At 70.0% G+C, this 16,006-nt stretch carries 10 protein-coding genes and 1 pseudogene; 4 read left to right on the forward strand and 7 right to left on the reverse strand.

Annotated features, from left to right (window positions below; all coding sequences use genetic code 11):
- A pseudogene (locus FHS39_RS10610) lies at positions 1 to 730 on the forward strand (IS701 family transposase); the annotation flags it as partial.
- Positions 731 to 870: 140 nt separating this feature from the next.
- Positions 871 to 1,506 carry an NADH oxidase gene (locus FHS39_RS10615; protein WP_184348883.1) on the forward strand — a complete coding sequence of 212 codons (636 nt, stop codon included), beginning with the start codon at positions 871 to 873 and terminating at the stop codon, positions 1,504 to 1,506.
- Between the two features lie 25 nt (positions 1,507 to 1,531).
- On the opposite strand, the gene FHS39_RS10620 is transcribed toward FHS39_RS10615, so the two are convergent.
- The 6 genes from FHS39_RS10620 to FHS39_RS10645 all read right to left on the reverse strand — a co-directional run bounded on the left by FHS39_RS10620 (position 1,532) and on the right by FHS39_RS10645 (position 10,065).
- Entirely contained in the window at positions 1,532 to 2,140 is a 609-nt protein-coding gene (locus FHS39_RS10620; RefSeq protein WP_184348885.1) for a response regulator, read from the reverse strand.
- A gap of 130 nt (positions 2,141 to 2,270) precedes the next feature.
- Complete coding sequence (locus FHS39_RS10625) at positions 2,271 to 3,365, reverse strand: sensor histidine kinase (RefSeq protein WP_184348887.1); 1,095 nt, start codon at positions 3,363 to 3,365, stop codon at positions 2,271 to 2,273.
- Between the two features lie 279 nt (positions 3,366 to 3,644).
- On the reverse strand, positions 3,645 to 4,727 hold the full coding sequence (locus FHS39_RS10630) for a sensor histidine kinase (protein ID WP_246470128.1): 1,083 nt from the start codon (positions 4,725 to 4,727) through the stop codon (positions 3,645 to 3,647).
- Positions 4,728 to 4,955: 228 nt separating this feature from the next.
- On the reverse strand, positions 4,956 to 7,286 hold the full coding sequence (locus FHS39_RS10635) for a TOMM precursor leader peptide-binding protein (RefSeq protein WP_184348889.1): 2,331 nt from the start codon (positions 7,284 to 7,286) through the stop codon (positions 4,956 to 4,958).
- A complete protein-coding gene (locus tag FHS39_RS10640; RefSeq protein ID WP_184348891.1) occupies positions 7,283 to 7,480 on the reverse strand; it encodes a hypothetical protein in 198 nt (65 codons plus the stop codon). The genes FHS39_RS10635 and FHS39_RS10640 overlap by 4 nt, the downstream gene beginning before the upstream one ends.
- Positions 7,481 to 7,767: 287 nt before the next feature.
- Positions 7,768 to 10,065 (reverse strand): heavy metal translocating P-type ATPase, encoded by a 2,298-nt coding sequence (locus FHS39_RS10645; protein ID WP_184348893.1) that lies wholly within the window; start codon positions 10,063 to 10,065, stop codon positions 7,768 to 7,770.
- A 392-nt stretch (positions 10,066 to 10,457) separates the two neighbouring features.
- On the opposite strand from FHS39_RS10645, the gene FHS39_RS10650 reads away from it, so the two are divergent.
- The gene (locus FHS39_RS10650; protein WP_184348895.1) at positions 10,458 to 12,101 is read left to right on the forward strand and encodes an amino acid permease; all 1,644 of its coding nucleotides are present in this window, start codon (positions 10,458 to 10,460) and stop codon (positions 12,099 to 12,101) included.
- Positions 12,102 to 12,191: 90 nt separating this feature from the next.
- Complete coding sequence (locus FHS39_RS10655; protein ID WP_184348897.1) at positions 12,192 to 14,411, forward strand: NADP-dependent isocitrate dehydrogenase; 2,220 nt, start codon at positions 12,192 to 12,194, stop codon at positions 14,409 to 14,411.
- 101 nt (positions 14,412 to 14,512) lie between these two features.
- Here FHS39_RS10655 and FHS39_RS10660 read toward each other — a convergent pair whose 3' ends face one another.
- Positions 14,513 to 16,000, reverse strand: coding sequence for a UbiD family decarboxylase (locus FHS39_RS10660; RefSeq protein WP_184348899.1), 1,488 nt, complete (start codon positions 15,998 to 16,000; stop codon positions 14,513 to 14,515).
- Positions 16,001 to 16,006: the final 6 nt, after the last annotated feature.

Consider the following 16,006-nt stretch of genomic DNA (forward strand, 5'->3'; position numbering starts at 1 on the left):
GGATGAGTTGCGGCGTGCGCAGGCGTGTATTCCGGCGTCGGTTCCGGTGGAGTCGTTGGGGGAGTGCGGGGTGCAGGCGTATGCGGGGATGATGCGGGGGTGGGGGGTGCCGGTGCGGCCGGTGGTTTTGGATGCGCAGGATGGGGATGCGCTGTCGGCGGTGTTGCGGTTGCGGGCGGCGGGTGTGCCGGTGTTGGCGCGGGTGAGCAGTTCTTTGCGGTTGTCGGTGGCGGAGTCGTCGTTGCCGGGGCGGGGTGGGGAGTCGTTGCCTGCGCATCAGATCATGGGGGCTGCGCGGGATATGCGGCGGCCGGTGTTGTGGCGTGATCATGGTCCTGCGCGGGTGGTGCGGACGTCGTTGTCGGCGGCGGTGCGGGTGGGGTTGCCGGTGCGGGGTTCGGGTGGTGGGCGTGTGGTGCGGGGGCGGGAGTTGTTGTTGTTGGGGGTGGGGGAGAACGGGCGTCGTTGGCCGCAGGAGTTGTGGTTGACGGATTTGTTGAATGTGCCGCCTGCTGCGTTGGTGCGGTTGAGTACGTTGGTGCAGCGGGTGGACCGGGATTTCCTGGAGATAGCGGATCGGGTGGGGATGCGGGATTTCGCGGGGCGTTCGTTCAGTGGCTGGCACCGGCACGTGACACTGGCCTCCGCCGCCCATGCCGTGGCGGCGCTCAGCACCCGACACGACAACACCCGACACGAAGACGACAGGCGGCTCGAATCCGTGCTGTGACTCCCGGCAGGCCCCGGCGGCGTCCGAACGAGTGGTCGGCGATATGACATTTTCATACCCGGTGCATGACTGAGTGGATGTCATCGGGACGACGAGGGTCGCATACTCGACCACGTCCCAGTGCCAGAGGAAGAGGGGCCATGTCGATAAGCACCGGACACCGAGTGCTGCACCTGTGGTCACTGTGCGAAGACGTGGTCGTCGAACACGGAGATAACGGCAACGCGATCCTGCTGAAAGGCCGTTGGGGGGCGGAGCGGATCGACCGCCCCGCCCCGGTGGTCCGCGAGGCGCTGCGCCGGATGGAGCTCGGCCCGGTCCTGCTGGCGAACGCCGAGGCGAAGCCGGACGACGCCGAGACCTGTCTGGTGCTGATGCACGTGGTGAGCCGGTTATCGCATCTGGTGGTCCGCACGCTCAGCGTCGACGACCTCAGGGGACCGCTGCTGTCGGTCTCGCCGGCTTCCCCGCAGGCATCGTTCGCGCCGGAACCCCTGCCCCCGCGGCTTCCCGTACGGCTGCCGCGGGACATCTCGCTGACGGCCCGGGAAGCCGGTTTCGCCCTGGAGTGTTCCAAGTCCCCGCACCAAGTGGTGCTGCACCGGCCGGAAGCCTTCTGGGTGGTCGGAATGCTGGCTTGGTCCGTCACTCCGGACGTGGCGTTAGCCGAACTGCCGCTGCCGCCGGAGGTGACCGAGGGGATCCTGGCCTATCTGGCCGCCGCGGGGATGGTGGCTCCGGCGGGTGCGGACGAGTGCCGTACGGTCCGGGCGTGAGGCGAGGGGGAGCACCGGGCTCGCCTCAGAGCAGCCAGCCCGACTCCCGTGCGATCCGTATCGCGTCGACCCGGTTGCGGGCGCTGAGTTTGGTGACGATCGTGGTGAGGTAATTGCGCACGGTGCCGGCCGACAGGTGGAGCCGGGAGGCGATCTCCGTGGCCTCCGCGCCCTCCGCGGCGAGCCGCAGCACCTCGGTCTCCCGGGTCGTCAGCGGGCTCTCGGTGCCGCCCCATGCGGCCAGGGCGAGCTTCGGATCGATGGACCGCTGGCCGGCGGCCACCCGGCGGATGGCGGTGGCCAGTTCGTCCGGCGGCGCGTCCTTGAGGAGATAGCCGGACACATTGGCGGCCAGGGCCCGGCGCAGGGTGCCGGGGCGACCGAGGTTGGTGAGCATCAGCGTCCGGCACTCCGGCATCCGGTCCCGCAGCTCGGCGGCGGCGCTGAGCCCGTCCAGCCCCGGCAGGTCGATATCGATGATCGCCACATCGGGCCGGTGGCTGAGCGCCGCGTCCACGATCTCGTCGCCGCGCTCCAGTTCGCACACGACCTCGATGTCCTGCTCGAGATTGAGTAGCGCCACCAACGCTCCGCGGACCATGTTCATGTCCTCGGCCAGAAGTATCCGTATCACCGAGCTGCCCTCATCTTTAGCCGTCTGCGGGTCGGGTGTGGGGGTGCGTGCGGGAGTTCTGTGGGGGGACGTGGATCTTACCAATGCTTGATCACGCGGTCGCGAGAGGGATGCGGAGAGTGGCGGAGGCCTACGCGCCGAGCCCCCCGGTCGCCAACTCCTTGGCAGCCGTTGCCGGTTCGGCGGTCTGCTCCGCGGGTGCCTCGGCCACCAACCGGAACATGCCATTGTCGGTACGGACGAAGGTCAGCCGGCCGCCGACGGCCTGCAGCCGTGCGGCCAGGTTGCCCAGCCCGCTGCCGCTGTCCGGGGACGCATCACGGTGGGTGGGGCAGGCGCCGTCGTTGAGCACCGTCAGCCGGACGCGGGCGCTGTGGTCCCGGCTCACGATGATGGAACAGCGCGAGGCCCTGCTGTGCCGCAGGAGGTTGGTGATCGCCTCGCGCAGCACCGTCGCGAGGACGGTGTCCACCTGCCGGCTGACGACCCCCAGCCGGAACTCGGTCCGTACGTCGACTTCGGCGGCGGTCAGTACCGACCGGGCCGAGGCGATTTCCTGTTCCAGGGACATGTCGCGGTAGCCGCTGGCGACGGTGCGGACGTCGGCGAGGGACTGGCGGGAAATGGTCAGGACTTCGGCGACCTCTTCGACGGCCTGTTGGGGCTGGGTGGGGATGAGGCGTCGGATGAGTTCGCTTTTGAGGGTGATGGAGGAGAGGCTGTAGCCGAGGAGGTCGTGCAGGTCGCGGGCGAAGCGCAGGCGTTCTTGGCTGACGGCGGTGCGGGCGAGTTCGTCCCGGGTGTCGTGGAGTTCACGGATCACGCGGGAGAGGTGAGAGAGGCCGTAGACGACGATGCCGCAGAGGAGAGAGGACTGGCAGTAGTAGAAGCTCTTCTGCCAGGCGTTGCCGCCGAGGAGCGGGATGACGAACATGCTGACGCCCACTGCCCCGTACAGCGCCCAGGCTGGCCGCGGCCGCAAGAGCAGGAGGAGCGAGCCGGCGAGGAAACCGGCCATGGATCCCCACCACTGTCCGTGGACAACGATCGGCAGGTACGTGAACACGGCCTGAAAGCCGAGGGTCAGGTACTTGAGTCCTCCCAGTCGGAGTCGTGCCTTCGGTGTGGAATGGACGAACTGGACTGCGGAGGTCACCGCGACACCGGCGAGAGAGAAGTACAGCACCTCCCCTCGCAGACCGTTGCGCAGGAGATTGAGCGTCATGATGTGCACGTAACTCAGCAACACCGCGATGAGAATGCCCCGGGCCAGCCTGGGCGCGAGCAGGCGGAGACTGCCTGGGCGGCTGTTCTTGTCTCCTGCGCCGGCTCCCGGACGGGTGGTGCTATCGGGCCGCTTGCGAACGTCCATCCTGCGGTGCCGCCCCCTTCTTCATGACGTGCCTCGTGGCACCGGCAGCAGCATATGCGCGGTATATGTACAGGACAGGAAAGATTCCCGGCCGCACGCCCGGTAACTGTCCGGATTCAGACGGCGAGAGCCTTACGTCGCGAACTCCTCGGTGCGCGTGGCGGCTGTGCCGGTGTGCTCCGCCGGGGCTTCGGCCTCGAGGCGGAACGTGCAGCTGTCGGTGTGGTGGAAGGTCAGCCGGCCGCCGACGGCCTGCAGCCGTGCGGCCAGGTTGCCCAGGCCGCTGCCGCTGTCCAGGGAAGCGTCCCGGTGGGCGGGATCGGCGCCGTCGTTGACCACCGACAGCCGGACCCGGCCGTGGTCAGCCCTTGCCACGGTGATGACACAGCGGTCGGCCCTGCTGTGCCGCAGCACATTGGTGACGGCTTCCCGCAGCACGGTCGCGAGCACGGTGTCGACCTCGGAACTCACCGGATGCAACGTCACTTCGGCTCGTACGTCGACTTCGGCGGCGGTCAGTACCGACCGGGCCGAGGCGATTTCCTGTTCCAGGGACATCTCGCGGTAGCCGCTGGCGACGGTGCGGACGTCGGCGAGGGACTGGCGGGAAATGGTCAGGACTTCGGCGACCTCTTCGACGGCCTGTTGGGGCTGGGTGGGGATGAGGCGTCGGATGAGTTCGCTTTTGAGGGTGATGGAGGAGAGGCTGTAGCCGAGGAGGTCGTGCAGATCGCGGGCGAAGCGCAAGCGCTCCTGAGCCACGGCCATGCGGGCGAGTTCGCTGCGGGTGTCGTGGAGTTCACGGATCACCTGGGAGAGGAGCGAGAGGCCGTAGACGACGAGGCCGCAGAGCACCGGTGTCAGGCAGAAGTAGAGGCTTTGTTCCCAGGTGTAGCCGCTGAGCAGCGAGCCGGCGAACATCTCGGCGCCTATTGCACCGTAGAGCGCCCAGGCCGGCCGCGGCGGCAGCAGCAGGAGAACGGAGCCGGCGAGGAAGCCGGTCATGCCTCCCCACATGTATCCGTAGGCCGCTGACGGCAGGTAGGTGAACACAGCCTGTGCGCCCAGGGTCAGGTACTTGCGTCGTCCCAGGCGCCGTTGGGCTTCGGGCGTGGAGTGGATGTACTGAAGAAGGGAAATGACGGCCAGCCCCATGAGGGCGACAGACAGCGCACTCGCGGGTAACTGCTCTTCCAGCAGGTTGAGCAAGGTCATGCTTGCGAAGGACAGCAGCGAGGCGATGAGGATGCCCCGGGCCAGCCGGGGGGCGAGGGGATCGGGGCCCTCTGGACAGTCGGCCCCTCCTGCTTCGCCCCCTGGCTGGATCGCTTCCTCGGACTGATCGCGAGGTTTCATCCTGCGCCGCCGCCCCCCTATGTCACACGCTCCCCACGGTGGGGGCAGCATAAGGGAAGTATGTGCAGGCTGCAGGAAGGTTGGTCGCTACACGAACAGAGGGATCGGGTTGAGATCCTCGTAGGGCGTCGGCTCCGAAAGCCGTCCGAGGGCGACGGGCACGTCGTACAGCCGCCCCGGAGCCAGCCGGGCCCAGAAGTGCCGCATCCCGGGCACGATCACCTTCACGACGGGAAGTTCCAGATCCGGCCGGGTCTGGTTCAGCACCAGCAGTTCCATGCCATGAGCGCTGACGAGCCGGGTGATGGCGGTGACGTCGTCGCGCAGATCCGCGCGGGGCGTATAGGTCCAGCTCGTCGGCGTGCGCGTGCACTGCGCCGGGTCGGCTTTCAGGTAGGGCTGGCCCGCGACGGTCGCCCGGCTCCACCAGTGCAGGGGCTCCGGATCGCTGATCGCGTAACCCGTCCCGTCCGGGCGGACGTTGCGGACCGCCGGCAGCAACTGGCCCATTTCCGTCAGCGCCCTGCGCAAGGCCAGCCGAGGGTCGAAGTGGGCGCCGAAGCCGAAGATGATGTCCTCGGCCTTCTTGTCGGTGCGCCGGGACAGCGCTGCCAAGACAGGGATGCCGAAGTCGGAGGTGAGGTCGAGCACCCAGAGTTCGCGATTCAGCCGTCGGTAGCCGTCCCGAAGCCGCTCGATGTACGGATCGGCGAACGAGTCGAGGTCGACGGCGGCTTGCCAGGTGCGGTTGTACCACCACAGAGCGACCGCGTCCCGCTCGACGAGTTCCAGGAACCCCTGCACCAGGGCGTCTTCAAGGCTGCTGCCGGCAGCGTTGCCGTTGGAGTCCGCGCGGAGGCTGTCCGGTTGGCTCTCGGCGCTCGCGTAGTAGAGCATCGACGTCGGCAGCAGCCGCTGTTTGTTGTCGGTGAGGGACCACACGGGAGTCCACTCCGCCGGCTTCGTCTCGTCGAAGGGCTCGCTGACATACTGGAAGTGGGACCCCCGGGCGTTCCACAGCTTTCGGTCGCGGAACTGCCGATCGTGGTAGAGCTGGCAGGAGTTTGGGTGCAGCGCCGCCGTGCCCAGACCGCGGTAGGTGTCCCATACCACCGGCTCGTCGCCGTGCCGGGTGCCGCTGTAGCGTTCCACCGCCTCGCACAGGGCTCCGGTCCGTGCCTCCGTTTCCGTCAGGCCCTTTCCGCCGCTCAGCGAGCGCAGTCCGGCGCGCAGTCCGGCCAGCGTGTGCGGTGCGACGGCCAGGTTGTGTCCCGAGACATAGGTCTCGACGAACTCGGGGCTGTGGGGCGAGCGCCGGATCTCCTTGACGATGCCGGTGACCGGATCGACGAGGTGGCTGTACCGCTGCAGCGTCTGCTCGGCGGTCAGCGCCCGGTGGCCGCCGAGGACTTGAGGGGACTTGGGCCGCGAACGGACCTCGAAGGGCGCGCGGACGCGACCGGCGACCAGTCCGGGGTCACCGCATGCGGTGCACTGCGGCAGCCGCGAGACCGGGTGGGCGCTGACCTGCAGCAGGAGCGTGTCCAGTGTGTGCACTGCGCTCTGTGCTGAATACCGCATGCCCGCAAGCCACTTGGCCGCCTCCAGCGCGGCGGACTGCGCGGCCATCGAGCGGCCGACCGCTAAGGCGGTGGCCGGCTTGGTGACCGGCCCGCTGAGGCCGAGGGCGCGTTCCACCAGCCGCTCCGAGCGCCGGTGGCCGCGCAACCGGACGGCCAGGCAGGACCAGCACGGGCCTTCGTCCGGCCGGAACAGCGGGCCGATCCACGGGTCGACGCCGCCGACCTTGGCGAGCAGCCATGCCTTGCCCTGTGCGCGGTGCGCGGCGTCCACGTCACGCAGTTGTGGTGACAGGTAGTCGTCGCACAGGACCAGAGTCAGGTCCGCGTCCTCGCCCTGGTCCACGACGCGTATGCCGCACTCGCGGCATGCGGCGAGCACCGGCTCGGCGTCGACCCCGCCCAGCGCCTCGATCCGGACGGCGGCCGCCGCCAGCGCGGCCGCCGCCTGCCTTCCGTCCAGGCCTGCGAGGTCCCAATAGGCCTCGGCGGCACGGTCGACGGGCACGCTTCGCCCGGCGTCCGAGGCCGACGGTGCCACAGCACGGTCGAAGCGCAGCAGGCCGGCCTCGTCCAGCGTGCGCAGGGCCTCCTCGGCCTCCTGCGCGGTGAGGGCGGGAGCGGCCGCACTGAGAACGTCCTGCACGCTCCGGGTGCCGTCCAGCAGGGGCACCAGTACACCGGCGTGCTCCCCGTGCAGTGCCGTCACCCCCCGGTGCGACACCAGATAGACCGCTTCACCCGGTACGACGGTCGGGCGCAGATGGCGCTTGAAGCCCACCAGCAGGCTTGCATCCAATCCCGGCGACCGCACGTCCTGTCCCCCGTGACCGGTCATGCCGCGAGCTGCCCATGGGCGTCGAACGCGCCGACGGGGAGAAGGGAGACAAGGGAAAGATCGCAAGACGGAACGTAACCCTGCTCCGGCGCCGCATCCAGGTGCTCGATCACCAGGCGCGGGCCGGCGGTGCGAGTGGGCGGCTGGGCATTGGTACCGGTGAGTCTGGTTCCGTTTCGAAACACGTGGTTCATGACGTTCCTCCCCCGTAATGTCATGCTCGTGAATATCGTGTGCCCGTTCGCCATTGATTCTCTGGGGGCCCGCGAACGGCGGAAAGTGCTCCGTTCATCAGCGGAGGATGAAGCTTTCACACCCGGCACCGGGAACTGCCGCGGGGGTCGGTGCGTACCCCTTTCCCGCTGTGGCGGGACTCAAGCATGGTGAAGATCATGAAGTCGGTCCCTGCGAAGACGCGCGAACGCGCGGGCCGGATCGGGGATCCGGCCCGCGCGTTGGGCGGTCTTGGGGCTAGACGGTGTCAGGACTCGGCGCGGAAGGTGCGCAGGCGCAGGCTGTTGCCGACGACGAAGACGGAGGAGAAGGCCATCGCGGCCCCGGCGATCATGGGGTTGAGGAGGCCGCTGGCGGCGAGGGGGAGGGCGGCGACGTTGTAGGCGAAGGCCCAGAAGAGGTTGGACTTGATGGTGCCGAGTGTCTTGCGGGAGAGCCGGATGGCGTCGGCTGCGGCGCGCAGGTCGCCCCGGACGAGGGTGAGGTCGCCGGCTTCGATGGCTGCGTCGGTGCCGGTGCCCATCGCGAGGCCGAGGTCGGCCTGGGCGAGGGCGGCGGCGTCGTTGACACCGTCCCCGACCATGGCCACCGAACGGCCCTCGGCCTGCAGCCGCTTGACGACGTCCACCTTGTCCTGCGGCATGACCTCCGCGATCACCTCGTCGATGCCGACCTCGCGGGCCACGGAGTGGGCGACGGCCGTGTTGTCACCGGTCAGCAGGATGGGGGTCAGGCCCAGGGCGCGCAGCCGCCGGACGGCTTCGGGGCTGGTCTCCTTGACCGCGTCGGCGACCTCCAGGATGGCGCGTGCCTTGCCGTCCCAGGCCACCGCGATGGCGGTGCGGCCCGCCGCCTCGGCCTCGGCCTTGGCCCGCTCCAGGCCGGCCGGCAGGTGGATGGCCCTCCCCCAAGGACCTCCGACAAGCTCCGGTCCCGGGGGTGCCCCCATGGCGAGGAGCTTCTCGCGGCCGACGATCACGGCGTGGCCGTCGACGACGCCCTGCACGCCGAGGCCGGGGATGTTCGCGAAGTCCTCGGGCGTGGGCAGGGCGCCCACCTTGTCGGCCGCGCCGCTCGCGACGGCCTGGGCGATCGGGTGCTCGGAGGCGTGCTCCAGGGCCCCGGCCAGCCGCAGCACCTCGGCCGGGTCCTCGCCGTCGGCGGTGTGCACGGTGCGCAGGGTCATCCGGCCGGTGGTGACGGTGCCGGTCTTGTCCAGGACGATGGTGTCGACCTTGCGGGTGGTCTCCAGGACCTCGGGGCCCTTGATGAGGATGCCCAGCTGTGCGCCGCGGCCGGTGCCGACCATGAGGGCGGTCGGCGTCGCGAGGCCGAGGGCGCAGGGGCAGGCAATGATCAGGACGGCGACGGCCGCGGTGAACGCGGAGGTCATGCCCGCGCCGGTGCCCAGCCAGAAGCCGAGGGTGCCGAGCGCGAGGGCGATGACGACGGGCACGAAGACGGCCGAGATCTTGTCGGCGAGGCGCTGGGCGGCGGCCTTGCCGTTCTGCGCGTCCTCCACCAGCTTGGCCATCCGGGCCAGTTGGGTGTCGGCGCCGACGCGGGTGGCCTCGACGACCAGCCGGCCACCGGCGTTGAGCGTGGCACCGGTGACCGCGTCGCCGACGCCGACCTCGACGGGCACGGACTCGCCGGTCAGCATGGAGGCGTCGACGGCCGAGGAGCCTTCGACGACCGTGCCGTCGGTGGCGATCTTCTCGCCGGGGCGGACCAGGAAGCGGTCGCCGACCGCCAGGTCCTCGGTGCGGATCTGGTCCTCGCGGCCACCGCGCAGGACGGTGACCTCCTTGGCGCCGAGCTCCAGCAGCGCCTTGAGCGCGGCACCGGCCGTCCGCTTGGAGCGGGCCTCGAAGTAGCGCCCGGCCAGGATGAACGCGGTGACTCCGGCGGCGGCCTCCAGGTAGATGTTCCCGGCGCCGTCGCTGCGGGCTATGGTCAGCTCGAAGGCGTGGGTCATGCCGGGCATGCCGGCGGTGCCGAAGAACAGCGCCCACAGCGACCACAGGAACGCGGCCCCCGTCCCCACCGAGACCAGGGTGTCCATGGTGGCGGCGCCGTGCCGGGCGTTGGTCCAGGCGGCCCGGTGGAAGGGCCAGGCGGCGTACGTGACGACGGGCGCGGTCAGGGTCAGGGAGAGCCACTGCCAGTACTCGAACTGCCAGGCGGGCACCATGGCCAGCAGGATCACGGGCACGGCGAGCGTCACCGCGGTGACCAACCGCTGCCGCAACGGCCGCAGTTCGTCGGATGCGGCGTCGGCGCCGCCGGACGCGTCCTCGGTGCGGGCGGGCTTGGGCGGAGCGGCCGTGTAACCGGTCGCCTCGACGGTCGCGATCAGGTCGGCCACCGTCACGTCCTCGCGGAAGGCCACCTTGGCCTTCTCCGTGGCGTAGTTGACGGTCGCCTCGACCCCGTCCATGCGGTTGAGCTTCTTTTCGATGCGCGCCGCACACGAGGCGCAGGTCATGCCGCCGATGGCGAGTTCGATCTCGGCGCCGGTCACGCTGTGGGTCGTGGTGCTCATGGCTGCTCCTTCTTACCCCTGGGGGGTATCACCTCGGCCTGATTCAGGTATACCCCCACCCCGTATCGGGAAGCAAGCTGTTCCGGAGCTTTTCTCGATACCCCTGGGGGGTATGTCCGAGAGCGCGGCGAAGATCGCGACTGGAGCCGTTTCCGCTGGTTGACGTAGTATGTCGGCCGTCGCTATTGCGTCCGCGGCCATCCCCGGTGTCCGCTCCCGGGGACCGATATCGGCGAATCGATCAGGCCGGTACGCAGTGCGGGCAGTTGCTTTTCGCCCGGTCCGTCAGCACGTGGCCGGAGCATGCCACGGCAGCGGGCCGGAAGCCGGAGGGCCGGACAGGTGCATAGGGGCTCCAGTCCTTGTCTCCAGGCAGAACGGAAGAGCGCACCGTGGATGTGAGCGCGGCCAATCGGAAGGGCCTCAGCCTTTTCGCCCTGATCATGATCGGCCTGGGGTCCATCTTCGGCTCCGGCTGGCTCTTCGGGGCGGGCCAGGCGGCCCGGGTCGCCGGCCCCGCCGCGCTGGTCGCCTGGGTGATCGGCGCCGTCTTCATCGGCATGATCGCCATGTCGTACGCGGAGGTCGGCGCCGCCTACCCGCTGCCCGGCGCCATGGCCCGCTTCGGCTCCATCTCGCACGGCCCCGTACTCGGCTTCATCACGGGCTGGGCGGTGTGGATCGCGACCGCCTCCCTGATCCCCATCGAGTCCATCGCCGGCACCCAGTACATGGCCTCCTGGAACTTCGGCTGGGCCAAGGGCCTGGTCGCCGACGGCCACCTCACCGGCACCGGCATCGCGACCGCCCTGGTCCTCACCGTCGCCCTGTGGCTGGCCTGCTACTGGTCCGTGGCGCTGCTGGCGCGCGCCAACAACGTGCTCACCCTGGTCAAGTTCGCCATCCCCGTCCTCGCCGTCGGCGCGCTCATCGCCTCCGGCTTCCACACCGGCAACTTCACCGCGCACGGCGGCTTCGCCCCCAACGGCTGGTCCGCCGTGCTCACCGCCGTCACCGCCTCGGGCGTCGTCTTCGCCTTCAACGGCTTCCAGGCCGTCGTCAACCTCGGCGGCAACGCCAAGAACCCCGGCCGCGCCATCCCGCTCGCCCTCGTCGGCGCACTCTCCCTCGGCCTGGTCATCTACCTCGCCCTGCAGATCGCCTTCCTCGGCTCCGTACCGCCGGAGCGGCTCGCCGAGGCCGGCGGCTGGAGCGGCGTCGACTTCGCCTCCCCCTTCGCCGACCTCGCCAAGCTGCTGATGCTGCACTGGGTCGTCACCATGCTCCAGTTCGGCGCCTTCATCTCCCCCTCCGGCGCCAACATCGGCAACGTCGCCTCCTCCGCGTACCTGGCCCAGAACCTCGCCGAGACCGGCTTCTTCCCCAAGAAGATCGCCGAGGTGCACCCCCGCTACGGCGTCGCCCGCCCCGCCATGTGGCTCAACCTCGGCTTCTCCGTGCTGCTGCTGGTGACCATCGGCCACAGCTGGGAGGCCCTGGCCAGCGTGGTCTCCGCCGCCATGGTTGTCTCCTACCTCATGGGCCCGATCGCCGTCGGCGTCTTCCGGCGCACCAAGCCGCACCTGCCCCGCCCCTTCCGGCTGCCCGCCGCCGGGGTGCTCTGCCCGCTCACCTTCGCCTTCGCGGCCTGCGCCCTGTACTGGTCGAAGTGGCCCAACACCGGCAAGGTCGCCCTGCTCACCCTGGTCTCGGTGCCCATCGCCGCCGTCGTGCTGCGCCGCCGCGGCGAGCGCAGCCTGCGCCGGCACTTCGCCCCGGCCTGGTGGATGGTGGCCTTCCTGCTCTGGACGGCCCTGCTGTCCGCCCTGGGCAGCAAGGAATTCGGCGGCCACGGCGTGATCCCGGGCGGCTTCGACATCGCCCTGGTCGCGATGTCGGCCCTGGGCTTCTACTTCTGGGCGGTACGCGCCGGTGTCCGGGCCCACGAGGCGGGCCTGCCCGACCCCGACCCCGTCCTGGACGCTGCCGCCCCGGCCGTGCCCGGCCCCCGCCGGCCCGAGACCGTCGACGCCTGACGCCGGTGGGGGCGGGCCCCTGTCGAGAGGTGGCCCGTCACGAGATATCTTGATGTCGAGCAATGTTGCAGACGTGGAGCGGAGCACCCGGTGACTGACTCGACCATCATCTATACGCACACTGACGAGGCCCCTGCGCTGGCGACGCATTCGTTCCTGCCGGTGGTCCAGGCGTACGCCTCGCAGGCCGGTGTCACTGTGGACACCCGTGACATCTCGCTGGCCGGGCGCATCATCGCCGTCTTCCCGGAGTACCTGGAAGAGGGCCAGCGCATCCCGGACGCGCTCGCGGAGCTCGGCGAGCTCGCCAAGACGCCCGAGGCGAACATCATCAAGCTGCCGAACGTCTCGGCCTCGATCCCGCAGCTGAAGGCCGCGGTCGCCGAGCTGCAGGGCCAGGGCTACGCGCTGCCGGACTACCCGGACGACCCGAAGACCGACGAGGAGCGCGAGATCCGCGCCCGCTACGACAAGATCAAGGGCTCCGCCGTCAACCCGGTCCTGCGCGAGGGCAACTCCGACCGCCGCGCCCCCGCGTCGGTCAAGAACTACGCCAAGACCCACCCGCACCGCATGGGCGCCTGGACCCCCGAGTCCAAGACGAACGTGGCGACCATGGGCGAGAACGACTTCCGCTCCACCGAGAAGTCCGCCGTGATCTCCGAGGCCGGTGCCCTGCGCATCGAGCTGGTCGGCGACGACGGCTCCACCACGGTCCTGCGCGAGTCCGTGCCGGTCCTCGCGGGCGAGGTCGTCGACGCCTCCGTCATGCGCGTCGCCGCGCTGCGCGAGTTCCTGACCGCCCAGGTCGCCCGTGCCAAGGCCGAGGGCGTGCTGTTCTCCGTGCACCTCAAGGCCACGATGATGAAGGTCTCCGACCCGATCGTCTTCGGCCACGTCGTGCGCGCCTTCTTCCCCAAGACGTTCGCGCAGTACGGTGAGACGCTCGCCAAGGCCGGCCTGACCCCGAACGACGGTCTCGGCGGCATCTACAAGGGCCTGGAGGCCCTGCCCGAGGGCGCCGAGATCAAGGCCTCCTTCGACGCCGAGCTCGCCGAGGGCCCGGAGCTGGCGATGGTCGACTCCGACAAGGGCATCACCAACCTGCACGTCCCCTCGGACGTCATCGTCGACGCCTCCATGCCGGCCATGATCCGCACCTCCGGCCACATGTGGGGCCCGGACGGCCAGGAGCACGACACCCTCGCGGTCCTGCCGGACAGCAGCTACTCCGGCGTCTACCAGGCCGTCCTCGACGACTGCCGCGCCAACGGCGCCTTCGACCCGTCGACGATGGGCTCGGTCCCGAACGTCGGTCTGATGGCGCAGAAGGCCGAGGAGTACGGCAGCCACGACAAGACCTTCGAGATCGCCACCACGGGCACCGTCCGCCTCGTCGACCAGGCCGGCAACGTCGTCCTGGAGCAGACCGTCTCGGCCGGTGACATCTTCCGCGCCTGCCAGACCAAGGACGCGCCGGTCAAGGACTGGGTGAAGCTGGCCGTCACCCGCGCCCGCGCCACCGGCGACCCGGCCGTGTTCTGGCTGGACGAGACCCGTGCGCACGACGCCGTGCTCATCGAGAAGGTCAAGCAGTACCTGCCGGAGCACGACACCGACGGCCTGGACATCCGCATCCTGGCCCCGGTCGAGGCGACCAAGCTCTCCGTGGAGCGCATCCGCCGCGGCGAGAACACCATCTCCGTCACCGGCAACGTGCTGCGCGACTACCTGACCGACCTCTTCCCGATCCTGGAGCTGGGCACCAGCGCCAAGATGCTGTCGGTCGTCCCGCTGATGGCGGGCGGCGGCCTCTTCGAGACCGGCGCCGGCGGCTCCGCGCCGAAGCACGTCCAGCAGCTGGTCAAGGAGAACTACCTGCGCTGGGACAGCCTGGGCGAGTTCTTCGCGCTCGCGGCCAGCTTCGAGCACCTCGCGCAGACCACGGGCAACGCCCGCGCCCAGGTCCTCGCCGACACCCTCGACCGCGCGACGGCGACCTTCCTCAACGAGGACAAGTCCCCGACCCGCCGCGTCGGCGGCATCGACAACCGCGGCAGCCACTTCTTCCTGTCCCTGTACTGGGCGCAGGAGCTGGCCCAGCAGACCGACGACGCGGACCTGGCCAAGGCCTTCGCCCCGCTCGCCGAGACGCTGACCGCGCAGGAGCAGACGATCGTCGACGAGCTGATCGCCGTCCAGGGCAAGCCGGCCGACATCGGCGGCTACTACCAGCCCGACCCGGCCAAGGCCGCGGCCGTCATGCGCCCGTCCGCGACCTTCAACCAGGCCCTGGCGACCCTGGCCTGACCCCGCGGCGGTCCGGCGACCGCCCGCGCGCCCGCACACGTCTTTGCCCCGGTCGGCACACTGCCCGGCCGGGGCGGAGACGTATGGACGGGGGCCGTCCGTCAGGCGATGCCCGCCGCCGGCGGCAGGCCGCCGGCGATGAGCGCGAGGGCGCGCTGCTGCACGTCCTGCGGATAGTTGTCGGCGAAGGCCGTGCTGCGCAGGGAGGGATCGCCGATGCAGTCGAAGACCACGGTCGGGCCGGTGCCCGCGGCGCGTTCCTCGTCGGTGTAGCAGACCATCAGATGCATGATGGCCGTGTCGCGCACGACGTGGATGCCGTCCGAGGGGTGGGAGCGGGTGGCGAACCCCCAGAGCACGTCCCGCAGGTCGGTCGGGTCCAGGTCGTGGTCGAGCACCATGATCCGGGTGATCCACCACCCGCCGTGCGGAAAGGCGTTGCAGGCCTCGCCGATGGCCCGGGACAACTCCTGTGACGAGGTGAACGACGTGGTCTCGCGCCAGTCGGCGTCGACCGTGACGGCCAGCACGTGGACGGCGGTCTCCGGGATCATCCACGCCGCGGCGACGGGAATGCCCGCCTCGCGCAGGTAGTGGGTCCAGCGGGCCGAGTGGGTCAGCCCGATGAGGGTGTGGTCCTCGTCGACGGGCTTGCCCGCGCACACCACCGGCATGATCGGGTCGTTGCGGTGGGTGATGGCGGTGACGTGGTACGCGGGCAGCAGCCAGGAGTGGGCCTCCGGTATGTACCCCGCCATTTCCCCCATCGGACCCTCGGGGATCCGGTCGTCGTGGTCGATGTAGCCCTCGATGACGATCTCGGCACTGGCAGGCACCTCAAGGTCGACGGTCTTGCACCGTACGAGCTCCAGGGGCTTGCCGAAGTAGGCGCCCAGGAAGGCCGCTTCGTCGGTCTCCTCGGGCAGCGACATGGCCGAGACGAACGACACCGCGGGCTCGGCGCCCAGGACGAGCGCGAAGGGCGTGCGCTCGCCGCGCTCCCGCCACAAGTCGTCGATGACGCCGATGTGCTGCGGCGAGCCCGTGAAGGTGGCCATCCGGTGCGCATCGTGCAGCATGGCCCGCGCGATGCCCCAGTTGGTCCACCGGCGGTCCGGGCTGCGCAGGACGAACGTGCCGATGGTGTTGGCGTAGCGGCCGCCGTCACCCTGGTGCAGGAAGGGGAACGGGAACCTGGTCAGGTCGGCGTCCTCGCCGAGGAGGACGTTCTCCTGGCATTTCCCCGAAGGGACGACGACCGGCGGCACGGGGGCCGCCGCCTGGGCGGCGACCAGCCCGTCCATCAGCGCGAGCGGCGGGGTGTCGGCGCCCCGTCCGAGCGACAGCGCGGCCCGTGCGTACGGCGACCCGGGACGGCTGCTGAGGGCCGCGGGGGCGGCCAGGACCCGGAAGCCCGGCCGGTGTCCCCGGATGCGGGACAACAGCTGTGCCGGGCCGCCGTGTTCGGTGGTGTGGCGGGCGATCGCACCGATTTCCAGCTCGGCGTCCACTTCCTCGTCGATGACGTGCAGGTCGTCGATGTCGGCCAGCGCGTCGAGATAGTCGCGCAGGCTGGGCAGGTGTTTCATGTCGGG

The sequence above is a fragment of the Streptomyces olivoverticillatus genome, from assembly GCF_014203555.1.
Taxonomy (GTDB): Bacteria; Actinomycetota; Actinomycetes; order Streptomycetales; family Streptomycetaceae; genus Streptomyces; species Streptomyces olivoverticillatus.